The following is an 18786-nucleotide window of genomic DNA, read 5'->3' as shown; positions in this document are numbered from 1 at the left end:
GCTCAGGCCTCCAACTGTCCCTTGGCCGCGAGCTCCGCGACGATGAGATCGCGCAGGCCCGCATCCACCTGCGGCGTGACGCCGAACCAGCGGGCGAACCCAGGCACCGCCTGATGCAGCAGCATGCCGAGCCCATCCACCGTGCGCAGGCCCCGCACCTTCGCCGCCTTCAGCAACGGCGTCTCCAGCGGCACATAGACCACATCTGCCACCACTGCATCATCGGCCAGCACGGAAAGATCGAGATCCAGCGGCGGCTGGCCCTTCATGCCGAGCGACGTGGTGTTGGCCACCACCTGCGCCTCCTTCAACGCAGAGGGGACACCCTCCCACCCGATGGGCACGACGCGCGAACCGAAATGAGCGGCCAGCATTTCCGCGCGTGCGAGCGTGCGGTTGGCGAGCAGCACCTTGTCGAAGCCCCGCTCCAGGAAGCCATACAGCACTGCCCGCGATGCACCGCCCGCCCCCAGAACCAGAGCGACACGAGGATTGGCGTCCCACCCCGGCGCGGTCGCGTCGAGATTGGAGAGGAAGCCCGGCGCGTCGGTGTTCGCGCCGAAGAGCCGGCCGTCCTCCAGCCACAGCGTGTTCGCGACACCCAAAGCGCGGGCTACGGGGTCGGCCTCCGCCAGCGCGTTGAAGGCCACTTCCTTGTGCGGGATGGTGACATTGCCGCCGGCATAGCCCTGTTCGGCAAAGCGCGCGAAGAAGGCTTCGGCTTCGTCCGGCGCCACGTCGTGGCGCACATACTCGCCTGCGATGCCGTGCTGCTTCAGCCAGTAGCCGTGAACGAGGGGCGAGCGCGAATGGATGACCGGATGACCGAAAATGGCGACGCGCTTCACGGAACCCAACCCTCGCTACGGAAACAGGCCAGCACCGGCAGGATGGGCAGGCCGAGAATGGTGAAATGGTCGCCGTCGATGCGCTCGAACAGCTGCACGCCGGGACCTTCGATCTGATAGGCGCCGACGCTTTCGATCACCTGCGGCCCCGCCGCGGCGAAATAGCTCTCGATCGCTTCGTCCGACAAGTCGCGCATGGTCAGCTGCGCGGTCTCGACGGTCTCGAACAGCACTTCCTCATCGCGGACGATGGCCACGGCCGCGTGCAGGACATGGGTGCGGCCGGAAAGCTGACGGACCTGAGCACGGGCGGCCTCGAGCGTCGGCGGCTTGTGCAGGATGTCACCTCCGAGCGCCAAAGTCTGGTCGGCGCCCAGGACCACCCGACCCGGCGCGAGAGCGGAGGCGGCGAGGGCTTTAGCCTGCGCCAGCACCCGCGCCACATCGTCCGACGCTGCGCCCGTGCCACGGGCTTCGGCCTCAATGGCCCGTTCGTCGATCGCAACCGGCCGCGCCTCGACGGGAAGGCCGGCGCCACGCAGGACCGCGAGGCGGGCGGAACTGCGGGAGGCGAGCAGCAGCGGCTCAGGCAGGCGCCACAGGCTCATGTCTCGACGATGCTCCGCCGGCGCCGCTCGGAGAGATGGCCGATGATGGCGGCGGCCGTCTCCTCGATGGAGCGCCGCGTCACGTCGATGAGCGGCCAGCCGTTGCGGGCGAAGAGCCGGCGGGAATTGGCGATCTCCTCCGACACCGCGTCGCGGTCCACATAAGAGGAGTTGGTCGTATCCGCATTGAGACCGAGCAGGCGGTTCTGGCGGATCTCGACGATACGCTCGGGGCTCGCGATCAGCCCGACGATGAGCGGCTTCTTCAGGCGCGAGAGGTTCGGCGGGATCGGCACGTTGGGCACGAGCGGGATGTTCGCGGTCTTGATGCCGCGGTTGGCGAGATAGATGGAGGTGGGGGTCTTCGAGGTGCGCGAGACCCCCAGCAGCACCACGTCCGCCTCTTCCAGATCATCGGTCAGGTGGCCGTCGTCATGGCTCACCGTGTAGTTCAGCGCGTCGATACGCTTGAAATAGGTGGCGTCCAGCGCGTGCTGGCCACCGACGCGCGGCTGCGGCTCGCCGCCAAGGTAGGACTGGAAAAGCTGTACCACCGGCGCCAGCACCGACATGTACGGCACGCTCAGTTCCCGGCAGCGCTCCTTGAGGCGCTCGCGGATCTCCTTGTCCACCAGCGTGTAGAGCACGATGCCGGGGCTGGCCTCGATCTCGGCCAGCACGCGGTCGAGCTGCTTGGTGGAGCGCACCAGCGGATAAACGTGCTCGATGGGTGAAACGTTAACATATTGGGCGCAGGCTGCGCGTCCCACGTTGATCAGGGTTTCGCCCGTCGAATCCGAAACCAGATGCAGGTGGAAGTAGTTCTGATGCGGGCTGCTCACGGTTTCTCCACCGGTCTGTGGACGGCGTGTGCAGGAAGGCATGCCCTCCGGCCCCATGCAAGCGCAGCACAAGAATCATGGGCATGGGCATCCACAATCCATCCCGTGTGGACGCGGATTCATCCCGGCCTGTGGGCAGATGGGGACGCGCATCCACGCCCAAATGGTTAACGCTTCATTAACCGGCGGTTTTTGGCCTTTTCCCGCCCCTGTGAATCGGGGTGCGCCGCCGTGTCCATTTGTGGATCGGTTGTCGATCGCCGCGCGACTAGTTAATCAACCGTTAAGACACTAACGACTCTCTTTTCTAAGAGATTCTTGTTTGATGAGGGTGTGTGGGCATGAGCGAGCTTAGGGCCAAGCCCTCCCCGTTTCTGAACGTGCTGGACGGCTTCCCGCAGAAGACCCCGCCGCTCTGGATGATGCGTCAGGCCGGCCGCTACCTGCCGGAATATCGCGAGGTGCGCGCCAAGGCGGGCGACTTCCTCACGCTCTGCTACACACCCGAACTCGCCGCCGAGGTGACGTTCCAGCCGATCCGCCGCTTCGGGTTCGATGCGGCCATCATCTTTTCCGACATTCTCGTGGTGCCCCACGCGCTCGGCGTCGACGTGCGCTTCGAAGCGGGCGAGGGACCGCGCCTTGCGCCTGTCACCGACAAGGCCGGGCTCGACAACCTGCGGCGCCTGCTGGATCCGGCCCGCGTGCAGCCGGTCTATGAGGCCATCACCAGGGTCTCGTCGGAACTGCCCCGCGAGACGGCCCTCATCGGCTTCTGCGGCGCGCCCTGGACGGTCGCGACCTATATGATCGCCGGCCAGGGGACGGACGATCAGGCGCCGGCGCGGCTGATGGCCCTGCGGGACCCGGATTTCTTCCAGCAACTGATCGACCGGCTGGTGGATGCTTCCATCCACCACCTGCGGGCTCAGATCGAAGCCGGCTGCGATGTCGTTCAGATTTTCGATACCTGGGCCGGTGTGCTCGATCCCCATTCCTTCGAGCGCTGGTGCGTGCGCCCCCTGCGCCGGATTGTCTCGGCCGTGAAGGCCAGCCACCGCAACGCCCGCATCATCGCTTTCCCGCGAGGAGCGACGCTCGAGGGGCTGGAAAAGATCGCCGCTCTGCCCCTGAACGGCATCAGCGTGGACTGGACGATCGATCGTGAAGCCGCCAAGGCCCGCCTTGGGGATAAGGTCGCCATTCAGGGCAATCTCGACCCCCTGCGGCTGATCGCCGGCGGGCCGCAGCTGGATGAGGAAATCCTCTCGATTCGCAAGGATTTCGACGGCATCCGCCACATCTTCAATCTGGGTCATGGCATCAAGCCGGAGACCCCGATCGCGCATGTGGAAAAGCTTGTGGAAAAGGTGCGGGAAACCCTCTGATCCTCGGGCCGTCGGCGCATATCGACGCGAGGGTGGCGCAGCGGGCATAACGGGGATGGCGCAACCCCTCCCCTTTCGCGGATCAGTGGCCTGTGGCTTCCTCTGAGCGCTCGGGAACGCGGCGGCCCCGCGCTCTCACGGCTGGAACCAGCGCATGTATGAATGGATCAAGGCCCTGCACATCATGGCGGTCATCTCCTGGATGGCTGCGATGCTCTATCTGCCGCGCCTGTTCGTGTATCACGCCGATGCGGAGACCGGGTCCGTGCAGTCCGAGACCTTCAAGGTCATGGAGCGGCGCCTGCTGAAGGGCATCTGCAATCCGGCGATGATCGTCACCTGGCTCGCCGGGATTTATCTCATCTATGAGGGCGGCTGGATCCGCTCCGGCTGGTTGCATGGCAAGCTGGCGCTGGTGCTGCTGCTCTCGGCGTTCCACGGTCTCATTGTGCGCTGGTGGAAGGCGTTCGCCGCCGACAAGAATGTGCACAGCAGCCGTTTCTTCCGCATGGTCAACGAAATCCCGGCCCTGCTGATGGTGGGGATCGTGCTGCTGGTCGTGCTCAAGCCCTTCTGATTGCTTGAAAAGATCGGGCTTGAAGCCGGCAAGATGAGGGGACTTGCGCGAGGCCAGCGTGTTCCTGTATTGTCCTCTTGTTTCCTCAAACGCAGGCAGCGCGCTTTTGTATGTCGGTCACGTCATGAGACCGGCTCAGCGCGACAGGTGAAACCAAAGCTCGCCTGAAGACCTGCGATCTCCTCCCCTCCCTGCTGTCCGAACGTCCCGCGCGCGGAGTTCGCAGCACCATCATAGATTTTGAGGCTTTCCCCTATGCGGGAAGTGAAACTCCAGGACCTCAAGTCCAAGACTCCGGTCGAACTGCTCGCCTTCGCTGAAGAGAACCAGGTCGAGAACGCCAGTACGCTGCGCAAGCAGGAACTGATGTTCGCCATTCTCAAGCAGCTGGCAGCGACCGAGACCGACATCATCGGGACGGGCGTTGTTGAAGTGCTGCAGGACGGCTTCGGCTTCCTGCGTTCGCCCGACGCCAATTATCTCCCCGGCCCCGACGACATTTACGTCTCTCCCTCCCAGATCCGCCGCTTCGGCCTGCGCACCGGCGACACGGTCGAGGGACAGATCCGCAGCCCCAAGGAGGGCGAGCGCTATTTTGCGCTTCTCAAGGTCAATACGATCAATTTCGAAGACCCTGAGAAGACCAAGCATAAGATCAATTTCGACAACCTCACCCCGCTCTATCCCGATGAGCGGCTGAAGCTCGAGGTTGAGGACGCGACCGGGACCAAGAAGGACTTCTCGGCCCGTATCATCGATACGGTGTCGCCCATCGGCAAGGGCCAGCGCGGCCTGATCGTGGCGCCGCCCCGCACCGGCAAGACGGTGCTGCTTCAGAACATCGCCAAGTCCATCACCGCGAATCACCCCGAGTGCTTCCTCATCGTGCTGCTCATCGACGAGCGCCCGGAGGAAGTGACGGACATGCAGCGCTCGGTGAAGGGTGAGGTCATCTCCTCCACCTTCGACGAGCCGGCCTCGCGTCATGTGCAGGTGGCCGAGATGGTGATCGAGAAGGCCAAGCGCCTCGTGGAGCATGGCCGCGACGTGGTCATTCTGCTGGATTCGATCACCCGCCTCGGGCGCGCCTACAACACGGTGGTCCCCTCCTCCGGCAAGGTGCTGACCGGCGGTGTGGACGCCAACGCCCTCCAGCGTCCGAAGCGCTTCTTTGGCGCCGCCCGCAACATCGAGGAAGGCGGATCGCTCACCATCATCGCGACCGCGCTCATCGATACCGGCTCGCGCATGGACGAAGTGATCTTCGAAGAGTTCAAGGGCACGGGTAACTCGGAAGTCATCCTCGACCGCAAGGTGTCCGACAAGCGCGTGTTCCCGGCCATCGACATCACCCGCTCGGGCACCCGCAAGGAGGAACTCCTCGTTCCGGCGGATGTGCTCAAGAAGATGTATGTGCTGCGCCGCATCCTCAATCCCATGGGCACGGTGGATGCCATCGAGTTCCTCATGGACAAGCTGCGGCAGACGAAGACCAATCAGGACTTCTTCGACAGCATGAACACCTGACGGCTGAGGCCTCTTCGCAGGCTTTGCTGCGCAAAAAGAAAGCGCGCCCCGGTCCGCCGGCGGCGCGCTTTTTCGTTCGGCCTCGTGTCGCACGGGCCACGCTGGCGCGATCCCGTCGCGTCAGTCGTCCGCCGCGTCCCGTAGCATGGCTTTAAGACGGTAGAGCGCATCGAGGGCGGCGCGCGGCGTCAGAGCGTCCGGGTCGAGCCGATCCAGTTCCTCCAGCACCGGCTCGGCCGGATGCGGGCCAGCGGGCGCCGCGAGCGTGGGCGCGGGCCGGGCCGCGGCGGCGAAGAGCGGCAGTTCGTCCAGCAGGCGTTGGGCGGGTGAGACGCGCTCGGCCGCTTCCAGTTCGGTCAGCACCGCCTTGGCGCGGGCAATGACCGCCTTGGGCAGGCCGGCGAGCTTGGCCACCTGAATGCCATAGGAGCGATCCGCCGCGCCGGGGATGACCTCATGCAGGAACACCACGTCCCCCTGCCACTCGGTCACCTTCACGGTGGCGTTGGCGAGGCGCTGACAGCGCTGGGTGAGCGCGGTCAGCTCATGGAAGTGGGTCGCGAATAGCGCCCGGCAGCGGTTCACTTCATGCAGATGCTCAAGGCTCGCCCAAGCGATGGACATGCCATCGAAGGTGGAGGTGCCGCGCCCGATCTCGTCGAGGATGACCAGCGAGCGGCGGGTGGCCTGATTAAGGATCGCTGCCGTCTCCACCATCTCCACCATGAAGGTGGAGCGTCCGCGCGCCAGGTCATCGGCGGCACCCACGCGCGAGAACAGCCGGTCCACGACGCCCAGCCGCGCGGCGCGCGCGGGCACGAAGGCGCCGGCCTGCGCCAGCACGGCGATGAGCGCGTTCTGGCGCAGGAAGGTGGACTTACCGGCCATGTTGGGACCGGTGACCAGCCAGATGCGCGCGTCCTGTGCCGTCTCCGGCGGGGACAGATCGCAGTCATTGGCGACGAACGGCCCACCGCCCCGCGCCAGCGCCTGCTCCACCACCGGGTGGCGGCCGCCCGAGATGGCGAAGTCCACCCCTTCCGTCATTTCGGGGCGGACATAGCGTTCATCCACCGCCAGCCGCGCCAGAGCGGTGAGTACGTCCAGCTCCGCCAGCGCTTCCGCAGCTTCCCGGATGGGGCGGGAGGCTTCGATGATGGCTGCGGCAAGGCGGTCGAAGATGGTCTGTTCCAGCGCCAGCGCCCGCTCGCCGGCACTGGCGATGCGGCTTTCGAGATCGCCCAGTTCCACAGACGTGAAGCGCACGGCCCCAGCCATGGTCTGTCGATGGACGAAGGTGGCGTTGAAGGGGGCCTCGCGCAGGCGGTCGGCATTCTGTGCCGTCACTTCGACGAAATAGCCGAGCACGGCGTTGTGCCGGATCTTCAGCGACTTGATGCCGGTCTCGTCCACATAGCGCCGCTCCAGCGCGGCCACGACGCGGCGGCTTTCGTCGCGCAGGGCGCGGGTGGAATCGAGATCGAGATCATAGCCCTGCCGGACAAAGCCGCCGTCCCGCCGGTTGAGCGGCAGTTCGTCGGCAAGCGCTGCGGTGAGTTCCTCCGCCAGCCATGGCTCCACGGCTGCCAGAAGGCGGGCGCAGCGGGCGATGTCGCGCGGCGTCTCCGGTCCGAAGGCGGAGGAGATGGCGAGACCTTCCTTGAGACCCGCCGCGATGGCCCCCAGATCGCGGGGGCTGCCGCGCCCCAGAGAGATGCGCGAGAGCGCGCGGGCAAGGTCCGGCGCGGCGGCGAGGCGCTTGCGCAGAGCTTCGCGCAGCTCGGTCTCTTCCACCAGGAAGCCCACCGCATCATGGCGCGCGCGGATGGCAGCGATGTCCGTGAGGGGTTCAGCAAGGCGCCGGGCCAGCAGACGGGCGCCGGCCGCCGTCACTGTCCGGTCGACCGCCGCCAGCAGCGAGCCGCGCCGCTCGCCGGAGGTGGTACGGATCAGTTCGAGGTTCACCCGCGTGCCCGCGTCGATCAGCATGGAGCCGCCGTCCGCGTCGCGCTGGGGCGGAGCGAGGGCCGGGCGGGCGCCGAGCTGGGTGCGCTCGATATAGGCGACGACGGCAGCGGCGGCGATCAGTTCCGCCCGCGTAAAGCTGCCGAAGGAGTCCGCCGTGGCCACGCCGAAAAAGGCGGCGAGGCGCTTCTCGGCCTGCGGGCCATCAAAGCTCTGCTTGGGCAGGGGCGTGACGGGCGTGGACAGGCCGCGCCAGAAGTCGCGCAGTTCCTCGTCATCATAGACCGCGTCGGAGACGAGGATTTCCGCAGGATCTATGCGGGCAAGGTCTGCCGCCAGCGTGTCGGCGTCGCTTGCGACCACGCGGAAGGAGCCGGTGGAGACATCGGTGAAGGCGAGCGCGTAATCATAGGCGCCCTCCCCGCTCGCGCGGGTGCGGGCGACCGCCAGCAGCACGTTCTCGCGCTTGGCGTCGAGAAGGGAATCCTCGGTGATGGTGCCGGGCGTGACGAGGCGGATGACATCCCGCTTCACCACGCTTTTCGAGCCGCGCTTCTTGGCTTCGGCCGGGTCTTCCAACTGGTCGCAGACCGCCACCCGGTGGCCGAGCGCGATGAGCTTGTGGAGATATTCTTCCGACCGCGTCAGGGGCACGCCGCACATGGGGATGTCTTCGCCCAGATGCTTGCCGCGCTTGGTGAGGACGATGCCGAGCGCCTGCGAGGCGATTTCCGCGTCCTCGAAGAACAGCTCGTAGAAATCGCCCATGCGGTAGAACAGCAGGCTGCCCGGATTGGCGGCCTTGATCTCCACATACTGCGCCATCATCGGCGAGACGCGGTTCGCGTCCTTGTCCGCCTTGGCGGTGCGGTCGATTCCGGCGGGCGCGGCAAGTTCGTCTTCGGCCGCGTCGGCTTCGGCGCGGGCGGGCATCGCGGTGTCGTCCATCATGGCCTAGAGGCTAAAGCCGGAAGCCCGGCGAGGGAATCGATTGTGTGCCGCAATCCCCCGTCCCGTCGGGGATCAGAAGACCTGCCGCAGCAGGGCATAGAGCACACCGGAAAGCAGGATGGCCACGGGCAGAGTCAGCACCCAGGCAAGCGCGAGGTTGCGGACGGTGCCCCACTGTAGGCCGGAGCGGTTCGCCGCCATGGTCCCAGCGACGCCGGACGACAGCACGTGGGTCGTGGAAACCGGCAGCCCGAAGGCATCGGCGGCCAGAATGGTGCCCATGGCCACGGTCTCAGCCGCGCCACCCTGCGCATAAGTGAGATGGGATTTGCCGATGCGCGAGCCCACCGTCACCACGATGCGCTTCCAGCCGACCATGGTGCCGAGCCCGAGCGCGATCGCCACGGCCACCTTGACCCAGAGAGGAATGAATTTCGTGGCCTGATCGAGAGCCCGCTTGAAGGCGACGAGGGTCGACCGCGTGCTTGGCGTGATGGTGGCGTCCGGCTGGCGCAGCAAGAGGCGGATGGTCTCCGAAGCGAGATACATGTCGTTGCGCATGTTGCTCACCGCTGCGGCGGGCACTTGCGCAAGGCTCGCGTGGCGGGCGACGGCCTCGCCGATCTCATCCGTGATCCGGGCCAGCGCCGGCAGCGTGTCGGCTGTCCGGCGACGATCGCGCACATAGTCGCTCAGGATCCTGCGCGGGTCCGAAATCCGGACACCGGGCGGCACGATCTGCGTCAGCACCTGAGCCGTCTCACGGGACAGTGCACGGAACCGGGCCACGTCGACCGGGTCCACCGCCCGGTTCAGCGCATAAGTGGTTGGTACGATGCCAATGAGGATGAGCATGATGAGGCCCATCCCCTTCTGACCGTCGTTGGAGCCGTGGGCGAAGGAGACACCCGTGCAGGTGAGCACCAGAAGGCCGCGGATCCACCAGGGCGGGGCGGTCCCAGGTTTGGGTTCGCGATAGAGTTCCGGCTGCTTGATCAGCCCCTTGAGAGACAGCAGCAGCAGCCCTGCGCCAATAAAGCCGACAACGGGAGACAGGAGAAGAGCATAGCCGACGCTGGAGGCCTGCTCCCAGTCCACGCCGGAAAAGCCGTTGCGATCCTGCAGCAGCTGGTTGGCGATGCCGACACCGACGATGGAGCCGATCAGCGTGTGCGAGGAGGAGGCCGGCAGGCCCAGGAACCACGTGCCGAGGTTCCAGATGATGGCCGCGAGCAGCAGGGCGAAGACCATGGCGAGGCCGGCGCCGGAACCCACATGGAGGATCAGTTCCACCGGCAGCAGGGAGACAACGCTGAAGGCGACCGTGCCAGTGGAAACGAGCACGCCAATGAAATTCCAGATACCCGACCACATGACGGCGAAGTGCGGCGGCAGGGAGTGGGTGTAGATCACGGTGGCGACCGCATTGGCCGTATCGTGAAAGCCGTTCACGAACTCGAAGCCGAGCGCGATCACGAGCGCCAGCGCCAGCAGCAGGAAGGGAGCGAGTGTCAGGGAGCCGGGCGCTGCCTGCTGCACATCGCTCCAGATCGACCAGAAGACATAAGCGAGGCCGCCAAACAGGGCCGCGAAGAAGAGCGCGATGTCGCGCGGCCGGGGGGCGCGATCAAGCGCCACTTGCGCCGTCCGTAAAGGGGCGGCGGTCGGGTGTGGCACGGTTCGGCTCAAGATCCTCTCCGGGAGCGCTCATCGGGTCCTTGGGCGCACCGGGCCGAAGGCGGAGATCATCCGCGACACGGGCAGCCGGTAGCGTTGTTTTGCCGTCTTCATAAGACAAAAGCGCGAAAACAACACCCGCAAGATGTCGCGCAACACTCTTCATGCGCCGGGAAGATCACCAACCCGGCGCGCTATTCGACGCCCAGTCTCCGGCAGAGCTGGTCCAACTGCTCAAGATCAGTATAGCGGATGCGCAGCTCGCCCGCTTCACCCTTGCTCTGGAGCTGGACGGCGAGGCCGAGCACATCACCCAGCCGTTTTTCCAGCGCCTTGGTGTCGGCGTCCTTCTGCGGCGGCGCGCCGGCCTTCTCGGTGAGCGCCTTCTTGGTCTTGGTCAGGGCTTCGACATCGCGCACGGAGAGCCGCTTTTCCACCACGGCGCGCACCAGCCGCTCCGGGTCGTCATGCGCCAGCAGCGCGCGGGCGTGGCCAGCGGAAAGGCGACCGTCCGCCAGATAGGCCTTCACGCTCTCCGGCAGTTTCAGCAGGCGGATGGTGTTGGCGATGTGCGGACGGCTCTTGCCGATGACCTTGGCGAGGTCGCCCTGCGTGTACTCGAACTGCGCCATGAGGGCTTCATAGCCCTGGGCCTCTTCCAGCGCGTTCAGGTCCGAGCGCTGGACGTTCTCGATGATGGCGATCTCCAGCGCCTCGCGGTCGTTGAGCTCGACCACCACCACCGGCACTTCGTGCAGGCTGGCGCGCTGGGCCGCCCGCCAGCGGCGCTCGCCGGCAACGATCTCGAAACGGTCCGTTCCCATGGGCCGCACGACGATGGGCTGGATGATGCCCTTCTCGCGGATGGAGGCGGCGAGCTCGTCGAGCCCCTCTTCCACGAAGGTCCGGCGGGGATTGCGGGCGCTCGGCTGCACCTGCTCGATGGGCAGCTTGCGCGTGCCGCCCGCCTTGGGCGCGGGCGCATTGGCGCGGCTGGGCGCATCCGCCTCGCCCATGTCGCCGATGAGAGCCGCGAGCCCACGGCCCAGACGCGAGCGACCTTCTTCCGCCATCGGTTCCTCGTTCCTTCACAGCGGCGGACAGCCGAGGCTGCCCGCATCCCGTTCCGATTTCAGGCGGCCGCGCGGGCCGCGCGCTCGCGCTGGATCACTTCCGACGCAAGCCGCAGATAGGCCTGCGAGCCCGCGCACTTTAGATCGTAAAGCAGCACCGGCTTGCCATAGGACGGTGCCTCGGACACGCGCACGTTGCGCGGGATCACCGTCTCATAGACCTTCTCGCCCATGAACTGGCGCACATCCTCCACCACCTGATCGGAGAGGTTGTTGCGCGCATCATACATGGTGAGCACGATGCCGTGGATGGAGAGGCCGGGATTGAGGCCCGTGCGCACCTGCTCCACCGTCTTCAGCAATTGGGAGAGACCCTCCAGCGCGAAGAACTCGCACTGAAGCGGCACCACGATGGCGTGGGCCGCCGCCATGGCATTCACCGTGATGAGCGAGAGTGACGGTGGGCAATCGATCAGCACATACGTGAACTGCACCCCCTCGCCGTTCGCAGCGAGCACCTTGAGCGCGTTTCGGAGCCGAAAGGCGCGATCACGCTCGCTGGCGATCTCGAGCTCCAGACCGGAGAGGTCCAGCGTCGAGGGCGCCACATAAAGCTGTGGCACGCCGGTTTCCTGGATCGCCTCCCGAAGCGTCGCCTCATTGCTGAGGACGTCATAGGTGGACAGCTTGCGTGCACGCCGGTCGATGCCGAGACCGGTGGAGGCATTGCCCTGCGGGTCGAGGTCGATCACCAGCACGGTCTCGCCGATGGCGGCGAGCGCGGTGCCGAGATTGATGGCGGTGGTCGTCTTGCCCACCCCACCCTTCTGGTTGGCGAGGGCGAGGATGCGCGGTACGGGCCCGCCGGAGAGCGGGGCGCGCACGAAGGGATCTTCGGCGACGGTCATGGGGTTTTCCCCTTCGCGGTCCGCGGGCGGGCGGAGGCCGCGCCGGCGGTGGATGGTTGGCCACCGGAAAGGGAGCCGGCGGAAGGTGCCGCCCGCTCCGCGCGCGTGATCGCCAGGATGCGTCCGTAGGGATCCGCGACACTGCGGTGGAGGTTGAGATCGAGTGTCCAGCCTTTGCGGGCGTCGGTCAATTCGCGTTCCCAGTCGCGGCCCTTCGGGAACACGCCCAATGCGCCAGCCTGAAGGAAAGGCTCGGTAAGGTCGAGCAGCTTCGGCAACGGCGCCAGTGCGCGGGCGGACACCACCTGCGTTCCAGCTGCAAGTCGTTGGGAAGCCTGCTCAATCCGCTCTGGAACGATGCGCGTGGGAAGCGCGGCGGCGCGGCTCGCTTCCCGCAGGAAGGCGGCTTTGCGGGTGTCGCTTTCCACGAGCGTCACCTGCGCGCCCTCGCGCTCCGCAAACACCGCTGCGACCACGAGACCCGGAAATCCGCCACCCGATCCGAGATCGGCCCAGTTGAGAAAGGTCTCCGGCACAAGCGATACGAGCTGGAGAGAGTCGGCGATATGGCGGTGCCAAAGGTCTGGCAGCGTGTTGGGCGCCACAAGGTTAATGGTCTTCTGCCAACGGGTTAGCTGCTCGGCGATGGTGTCGAGCCGAGCCAGTGTTTCACGTGAAACGAGCGCTGCCACCTGACTGCGTCCGCCATCGAGAGCCGAAGATCTGTCTGCTTTCGCCACTGCTCTTCCCGTTGCTGAACAGTCCCTCATCACCGATGACGGGTCTAACTGGCCGAATAGGCGCTGGGATGAAGCCATCCCCAATATTCACATCGCGCAGCGCTGAACTCTCAGCCGGTGCGGCTGCGTCTGACAGGTCGGTCCTATCGCTGAAGGTGGAGTATGCCGCCCCGGCTCCAGAACCGCTAATGCGATTCGCTCCTTTGGTGGAGTCGACTCAGGCGGTCCGGACCTCGTCCTTTTTCGAACCCGTGCGACGGGCATAGGTGACGAGCAGTGCCAGCGCGGCCGGCGTCATCCCCTCCATGCGCCCGGCCTGCCCGATGGTACGGGGGCGGACGCGAGTGAGCTTCGCCTTCAACTCATTGGAGAGGCCCGGCAGGCCGTCATAACCCAGCTCGTCCGGCAGAACGAGATCTTCGTCCCGGCGCAGGGTGGCGATATCCGCTGCCTGACGGTCGAGATAGACGGCGTATTTCGCGTCGATCTCCAACTGGGCGCCGATGGCAGGCTCCAGCGCTCCGAACTCCGGCCAGATGCCGGCCAGCGTCTCCAGCGTGATATCCGGATAGGCCAGCAGATCGAAGGCGCTGCGCCGCTGCCCGTCCTTGTTAAGGGCGAGACCGTGCTTCGCGGCTTCATTGGGCGTGATGTTCAGAGTTCGCGCCCGCTCCCGCGCCGCATCCAGAGCCGCCATGCGGCGGCCGAAGATAGCGGCGCGTTCTGCGCCGACGAGGCCGAGATCGAGACCTCGCTGCGTCAGCCGCTGGTCTGCATTGTCGGCACGCAGGGTGAGTCGATATTCGGCCCGCGAGGTGAACATGCGATAGGGCTCGCTCACGCCGCGGGTCACGAGGTCGTCCACCATCACGCCGATATAGCCCTCGGCCCGGTCGATGACGACGCCCTCCCCTCCCCCGGCGTGGCGGGCAGCATTCAGCCCCGCGAGCAGGCCCTGTGCGGCGGCTTCCTCATAACCCGTGGTGCCGTTGATCTGGCCGGCCAGGAACAGGCCGGGCGCCCGCTTGGCCTCCAGTGTCGGCTCCAGTTCGCGGGGGTCCACATGGTCATATTCGATGGCGTAGCCGGGGCGGGACATCACCACCCGCTCCAACCCTGGAATGGTGGCCAGAACGGCAAGTTGCACATCCTCGGGCAGCGAGGTGGAGATTCCGTTCGGATAAACGGTAGGGTCGTCCAGCCCTTCCGGCTCCAGGAAGATCTGGTGTCCGTCGCGATCGCCGAAGCGCACCACCTTGTCCTCGATGGAGGGGCAGTAGCGCGGGCCCGTGCTCTCGATGCGGCCGGAGTACATAGCCGACCGAGAGAGGTTGGCGCGGATCACATCGTGTGTCGCCTGCGTGGTGCGGGTGATGCCGCACGACACCTGCGGATTGGGCAAGACGGTTGTGAGGGCGGAGAAGGGCTCGGGGTCGTCGTCGCCCGGCTGCATCTCAAGGCTGGCCCAATCAATGGTCCGCCCATCGAGGCGCGGCGGCGTGCCGGTCTTGAGACGCCCGAGGGTGAGGCCCAGAAGTGCTAGCGTGCCCGAGAGCCCGCGGGCCGGCGCCTCGCCAATGCGCCCCGCCGGGATCTGCACCTCGCCCATATGGATCAGGCCATTGAGAAACGTGCCTGTGGTGAGCACCACGGCGCCGCAGCCAAAGGTGCGACTGTCCGTCAGGGCGAGGCCGGTGATGCGGCCTTCGGTGACGAGAAGGTCGTCCGCCTCCCCTTCCACGATCTCGAGATTCGGCTGTTCGGCGAGCGCGGCCTGCATGGCGCGGGCATAAAGCTTGCGGTCCGCCTGCGCGCGGGGGCCACGCACGGCCGGGCCCTTGCGACGGTTGAGCAGGCGGAACTGGATGCCGCCCTGATCCGCCACGCGTCCCATGAGACCATCCAGGGCATCGATCTCGCGCACCAGATGCCCCTTGCCGAGCCCGCCGATGGCCGGGTTGCAGGACATGGCGCCGATGGTGTCGGCGCGGTGGGTGACAAGAGCCGTGCGTGCGCCAAGCCGCGCCGCTGCCGCTGCCGCTTCGCAACCGGCATGGCCGCCACCCACCACCATCACATCGAACGCTTTGCTCATGATCGTCTGCCTGACGCGCTCACGCGCGAGTATCTCGCCGGGCTCTGGAGGCCGCGCGGCTTTGGCCGCCTAGGAACGGCAGTTTCCCGGTGCGGTCAAGGTGGACGAAATGCAGAGGTGCCGTGCGGCGTGTTTCACGTGAAACACATTTCGGCCGAAAGCGCCGGCCCTCCGCTGTTGTTTCACGTGAAACAAGGGTCACTTTCCGATGCAGAACGTGCGGAAGAGGGAATCCAGAACGTCCTCCACATCCACCCGCCCGACCACCTGATCAAGAGCGCGGGCTGCGAGACGCAGGTGCTCGGCCATGAGGTCTTCGTCGTGGGTCTGGATCGCGAGGGCAGCGTCGAGTTCGTAGAGCGCGTCGGAGAGGGCGTGGCGCTGCCGCTCTCGCGTCACCAACGCTGGCTCGCCTCCACCCATCTCGCCGAGGCGGCGCTCCATCTCGGCGACGAGGGTGTTTATGCCGGCGCCCGTCTGAGCAGAGATGACGATTTCATCGTCCTCCCCTTCTGCACCGGTCACATCCGCCTTGGTGCGCACGCGCAGCGGCGCTGGCATGTCGGCGGGCGGCGCCGTGCCATCATCGGACAGCCAGAGGACGAGATCGGAACCCTCGGCGCGGGCGCGGGCGCGGCGGACGCCCTCCGCCTCAACCAGATCGTCGGTCTCCCGCAGGCCGGCCGTGTCCACCAGCGTGACCGCCTGCCCGGCAAGATGCAGATGCACCTCCAGCACGTCGCGCGTGGTGCCGGGCACGGGCGAAACGATGGCCGCCTCCCGCCCCGCCAGGCGGTTCAGCAAGGTGGACTTGCCCGCATTGGGTGGCCCGGCGATGGCGATGATGAAGCCGTCGCGCACCCGCTCGCCGCGATCCGCATCCGTGAGTGCGGCCGTAAGCTCCGTGCACAGCGCCGCAGCTTCGGCACGCGCGGGGCCGGTGAGGTCATCCGGCACATCTCCCTCGTCCGAGAAGTCGATGGTTGCTTCCACCAGCGCGAGCGCGCGGATAAGGCGCTCGCGCCAGCCCGCCACGGCGCGGGACAGGGCGCCGGAGGACTGGGCCAGAGCCTGCCGGCGCTGGGCCTCGCTCTCCGCCACGATGAGGTCGGCGAGCCCCTCCACTTCGGCGAGGTCCATCTTGCCATTGGCATGGGCGCGGCGGGTGAACTCGCCGGCGGCCGCGGGCCGGAACCCCGGCAGCTTCACCAGCGTTCGCAGAACGGCAGTCACGACGGCAGGCCCGCCATGCAGGTGCAGTTCCAGCGTGTCCTCGCCGGTGGCGCTGCGCGGGCCCGGGAAGAAGAGGATGAGACCTCGGTCGAGCAGGTCGCCGGTGCCAGGTTCGCGCAGGGCCACATAGCGGGCAACACGGGGCGGCGGCACCAGGCCGGCCAAGGCGAGACCCGCTTCCCGCGCGCGAGGCCCGGAAGCGCGCACGACCGCAACGCCCGAGGGCACGCGTCCGCTGGACAGGGCGAAGATGGTGTCCGATGAACGCGTCATCGCGAATGCCTCACCTTTGAGATCGACAGAACGGAGCCGGATGATGAGCGAAAACCGCCTCGGGGCCGAGACCAGCCCCTACCTGCTCCAGCATAAGGACAATCCGGTCCATTGGTGGCCCTGGGGACCGGAAGCGTTGGCGGAGGCCAAGCGCAGCGGTCGCCCTGTGCTGCTCTCCGTCGGCTACGCCGCGTGCCACTGGTGCCATGTCATGGCCCACGAGAGCTTCGAGGATGCCGAGACGGCGGACCTCATGAACGCTCTGTTCGTGAACATCAAGGTGGATCGGGAGGAGCGGCCCGACGTCGACCAGATCTACATGAACGCGCTGCATGAACTGGGCGAGCAGGGCGGCTGGCCGCTGACCATGTTTCTCGATGCGGACGGCGCGCCCTTCTGGGGCGGCACCTATTTCCCGAAGACCGCAAGCTACGGCCGGCCCGGATTCAAGGATGTGCTGTGGCAGGTCTCGCAGGCTTATCGCGAGACGCCGGAGAAGGTCGCGCACAATACCGATGCCATCCTCTCCCGCCTCGCGGCGGCGGCGAAGCCGGCAGGCGGCGTCGCCCTGACGCTCGCGGATCTCGACAAGGCGGCGCAGCAGATCGCGGCCCTGTTCGATCGCGCCCATGGCGGTCTGCGTGGCGCGCCCAAGTTTCCCCAGGCCGGACTGCTGGAGCTGCTGTGGCGGGCGGGAGACCGCACGGGGGATCCGCAGCTCAAGGCGGTCGCGGCCTTCACGCTCAACCGCATGTGCGAGGGCGGCATCTATGACCATGTGGGCGGCGGCTTCTCGCGCTACAGCGTCGATGAGCGTTGGCTCGTGCCACATTTCGAGAAGATGCTCTATGACAATGCGCAACTTCTGGAACTGCTCGCCCTCGCCTATCAGGAGACGGGCGACGAACTCTTCCTCCTGCGGGCCCGCGAGACCGTGAGTTGGCTGAAGCGGGAGATGGTGACGGCCGACGGCGCCTTTGCCGCCAGCCTCGATGCCGACAGCGAAGGCCATGAGGGCAAGTTCTATGTCTGGACGGCGGACGAGATCGTCGCCGTACTTGGCAAGGAGGATGCCGCCGAATTCGCCGCTTTCTATGACGTGACGGACGAGGGTAATTGGGAAGGCCAAACCATTCTCAATCGCACCAGCTTCGGCGATGTGAGCATGGTGGAGGAAGCCCGCCTCCGGCCCATGAAGGAGAAGCTGCTGGCGGCCCGCGCACAGCGGGTGCGGCCGGGCCTCGACGACAAGGTGTTGGCGGACTGGAATGGCCTGATGATCGCCGCCCTCGCCCGCGCCGGTGCGCTGCTCGACGAGCCGGAATGGGTCGATCTTGCCGCAACGGCCTTCGACGCGGTGGTGCGCCTGATGGTGAAGGACGGCCGCCTTGGCCATTCCTATCGGGAGGGGCGTCTCGTGCTGCCCGGTCTGGCGTCGGACCTTGCCGCCATGGCCCGTGCTGGCATTGCGCTGCATGAGGCAACGGGGGATGAGGCGCCGCTCGCTTATGCGGAGGATTTCCTGAACCGGCTGGAGGCGGACTATCTCGATCCGCAGTCGGGCGCCTATTTCCTCACTGCCGCCGATGCGCCGGGCCTCGTGATGCGACCGCTCTCGTCGCTCGACGAGGCACTGCCCAACTACAATTCGGTGGCAGCGGATGCCCTCATCCGCCTCGCCGCGCTCACGGGGCAGGACGATCTGCGCGCGCGGGCCGATCGGCTCATCGGTGCGCTCACGGGCGCTGCGGCGCAGAATCCCCTCGCCCACCCGAGCCTCCTCAATGCGCTCGACACCCGCCTGCGTCTAGCGGAGATCGTGGCAGTCGGAGCGCGGCGCGAAGCGTTCGCGACCGCCGCGCTCCGACTGCCCTTCCTGACGCGGGTGGTGGCCCGCGCTGCCGATGGGGCCGCCCTGAGAAAGGGCAGCCTGACCCGCGCCCAAGCGCAGAGTGCGCCGCCGGACGGCGCGGCATTCATCTGCGTGGCGGAGCGCTGCTCCCTTCCCGTGACGAATCCTGACGATCTTGTGGGTGCCGTGCGGGATTTCGCGCGCTGATCTAAAAACGACTGCGCCGCGG

General features: G+C 66.6%; 14 protein-coding genes. 4 read left to right on the top strand and 10 right to left on the bottom strand.

Annotated elements, in window-relative coordinates; all coding sequences use genetic code 11:
- Positions 1-2: 2 nt before the first annotated feature.
- The 3 genes from DFO45_RS19820 to DFO45_RS19810 are packed head-to-tail and all read right to left on the bottom strand — an operon-like array spanning position 3 to position 2340.
- Positions 3-848, bottom strand: a complete 846-nt coding sequence (locus DFO45_RS19820) for a shikimate dehydrogenase (RefSeq protein WP_133866205.1) — start codon at positions 846-848, stop codon at positions 3-5.
- The gene (locus DFO45_RS19815) at positions 845-1456 is read right to left on the bottom strand and encodes a Maf family protein (RefSeq protein WP_133866204.1); all 612 of its coding nucleotides are present in this window, start codon (positions 1454-1456) and stop codon (positions 845-847) included. The genes DFO45_RS19820 and DFO45_RS19815 overlap by 4 nt, the downstream gene beginning before the upstream one ends.
- Entirely contained in the window at positions 1453-2340 is an 888-nt protein-coding gene (locus DFO45_RS19810; protein WP_043879845.1) for a pyruvate, water dikinase regulatory protein, read from the bottom strand. Before DFO45_RS19810 ends, DFO45_RS19815 begins: the two co-directional genes overlap by 4 nt.
- A 299-nt stretch (positions 2341-2639) precedes the next feature.
- Between DFO45_RS19810 and hemE the strand changes: the two genes are divergently transcribed.
- The 3 genes from hemE (at position 2640) to rho (ending at position 5790) form a co-directional block, all read left to right on the top strand.
- Positions 2640-3686, top strand: a complete 1047-nt coding sequence (gene hemE, locus DFO45_RS19805; protein WP_133866203.1) for a uroporphyrinogen decarboxylase — start codon at positions 2640-2642, stop codon at positions 3684-3686.
- 154 nt (positions 3687-3840) lie between these two features.
- Complete coding sequence (hemJ, locus tag DFO45_RS19800) at positions 3841-4263, top strand: protoporphyrinogen oxidase HemJ (RefSeq protein WP_133866202.1); 423 nt, start codon at positions 3841-3843, stop codon at positions 4261-4263.
- A 255-nt stretch (positions 4264-4518) separates the two neighbouring features.
- Positions 4519-5790, top strand: a complete 1272-nt coding sequence (rho, locus tag DFO45_RS19795; RefSeq protein WP_133866201.1) for a transcription termination factor Rho — start codon at positions 4519-4521, stop codon at positions 5788-5790.
- Between the two features lie 120 nt (positions 5791-5910).
- On the opposite strand, the gene mutS is transcribed toward rho, so the two are convergent.
- The 7 genes from mutS to mnmE form a co-directional block, all read right to left on the bottom strand.
- Positions 5911-8706 carry a DNA mismatch repair protein MutS gene (mutS, locus tag DFO45_RS19790; RefSeq protein WP_208299837.1) on the bottom strand — a complete coding sequence of 932 codons (2796 nt, stop codon included), beginning with the start codon at positions 8704-8706 and terminating at the stop codon, positions 5911-5913.
- Between the two features lie 72 nt (positions 8707-8778).
- The gene (locus DFO45_RS19785; protein ID WP_245518186.1) at positions 8779-10395 is read right to left on the bottom strand and encodes an inorganic phosphate transporter; all 1617 of its coding nucleotides are present in this window, start codon (positions 10393-10395) and stop codon (positions 8779-8781) included.
- 182 nt (positions 10396-10577) lie between these two features.
- Entirely contained in the window at positions 10578-11456 is an 879-nt protein-coding gene (locus DFO45_RS19780; protein ID WP_133866200.1) for a ParB/RepB/Spo0J family partition protein, read from the bottom strand.
- Positions 11457-11515: 59 nt separating this feature from the next.
- Positions 11516-12364, bottom strand: a complete 849-nt coding sequence (locus DFO45_RS19775; RefSeq protein WP_133866199.1) for a ParA family protein — start codon at positions 12362-12364, stop codon at positions 11516-11518.
- On the bottom strand, positions 12361-13056 hold the full coding sequence (gene rsmG / locus DFO45_RS19770) for a 16S rRNA (guanine(527)-N(7))-methyltransferase RsmG (RefSeq protein WP_245518185.1): 696 nt from the start codon (positions 13054-13056) through the stop codon (positions 12361-12363). The genes DFO45_RS19775 and rsmG overlap by 4 nt, the downstream gene beginning before the upstream one ends.
- A gap of 265 nt (positions 13057-13321) precedes the next feature.
- Entirely contained in the window at positions 13322-15199 is a 1878-nt protein-coding gene (mnmG, locus tag DFO45_RS19765; protein WP_133866197.1) for a tRNA uridine-5-carboxymethylaminomethyl(34) synthesis enzyme MnmG, read from the bottom strand.
- A 198-nt stretch (positions 15200-15397) separates the two neighbouring features.
- Positions 15398-16705, bottom strand: a complete 1308-nt coding sequence (mnmE, locus tag DFO45_RS19760) for a tRNA uridine-5-carboxymethylaminomethyl(34) synthesis GTPase MnmE (RefSeq protein ID WP_133866196.1) — start codon at positions 16703-16705, stop codon at positions 15398-15400.
- A gap of 43 nt (positions 16706-16748) precedes the next feature.
- On the opposite strand from mnmE, the gene DFO45_RS19755 reads away from it, so the two are divergent.
- Positions 16749-18764 carry a thioredoxin domain-containing protein gene (locus tag DFO45_RS19755; RefSeq protein WP_133866195.1) on the top strand — a complete coding sequence of 672 codons (2016 nt, stop codon included), beginning with the start codon at positions 16749-16751 and terminating at the stop codon, positions 18762-18764.
- Positions 18765-18786: the final 22 nt, after the last annotated feature.

Source organism: Azorhizobium sp. AG788, from assembly GCF_004364705.1.
GTDB lineage: Bacteria > Pseudomonadota > Alphaproteobacteria > Rhizobiales > Xanthobacteraceae > Azorhizobium > Azorhizobium caulinodans.
The sequence above is the reverse complement of the archived record's forward strand: the minus strand, read 5'-3'. Positions and strand labels throughout refer to the sequence as shown.

Excerpts from the sequence above, each read along its gene's own strand:
- DFO45_RS19815 (WP_133866204.1), bottom strand. The coding sequence starts at position 1,456 with ATGAGCCTGTGGCGCCTGCCTGAGCCGCTGCTGCTCGCCTCCCGCAGT.
- DFO45_RS19810 (WP_043879845.1), bottom strand. The coding sequence starts at position 2,340 with ATGCCTTCCTGCACACGCCGTCCACAGACCGGTGGAGAAACCGTGAGC.
- hemE (WP_133866203.1), top strand. The coding sequence starts at position 2,640 with ATGAGCGAGCTTAGGGCCAAGCCCTCCCCGTTTCTGAACGTGCTGGAC.
- hemJ (WP_133866202.1), top strand. The coding sequence starts at position 3,841 with ATGTATGAATGGATCAAGGCCCTGCACATCATGGCGGTCATCTCCTGG.
- rho (WP_133866201.1), top strand. The coding sequence starts at position 4,519 with ATGCGGGAAGTGAAACTCCAGGACCTCAAGTCCAAGACTCCGGTCGAA.
- mutS (WP_208299837.1), bottom strand. The coding sequence starts at position 8,706 with ATGATGGACGACACCGCGATGCCCGCCCGCGCCGAAGCCGACGCGGCC.
- DFO45_RS19780 (WP_133866200.1), bottom strand. The coding sequence starts at position 11,456 with ATGGCGGAAGAAGGTCGCTCGCGTCTGGGCCGTGGGCTCGCGGCTCTC.
- DFO45_RS19775 (WP_133866199.1), bottom strand. The coding sequence starts at position 12,364 with ATGACCGTCGCCGAAGATCCCTTCGTGCGCGCCCCGCTCTCCGGCGGG.
- mnmG (WP_133866197.1), bottom strand. The coding sequence starts at position 15,199 with ATGAGCAAAGCGTTCGATGTGATGGTGGTGGGTGGCGGCCATGCCGGT.
- mnmE (WP_133866196.1), bottom strand. The coding sequence starts at position 16,705 with ATGACGCGTTCATCGGACACCATCTTCGCCCTGTCCAGCGGACGCGTG.
- DFO45_RS19755 (WP_133866195.1), top strand. The coding sequence starts at position 16,749 with ATGAGCGAAAACCGCCTCGGGGCCGAGACCAGCCCCTACCTGCTCCAG.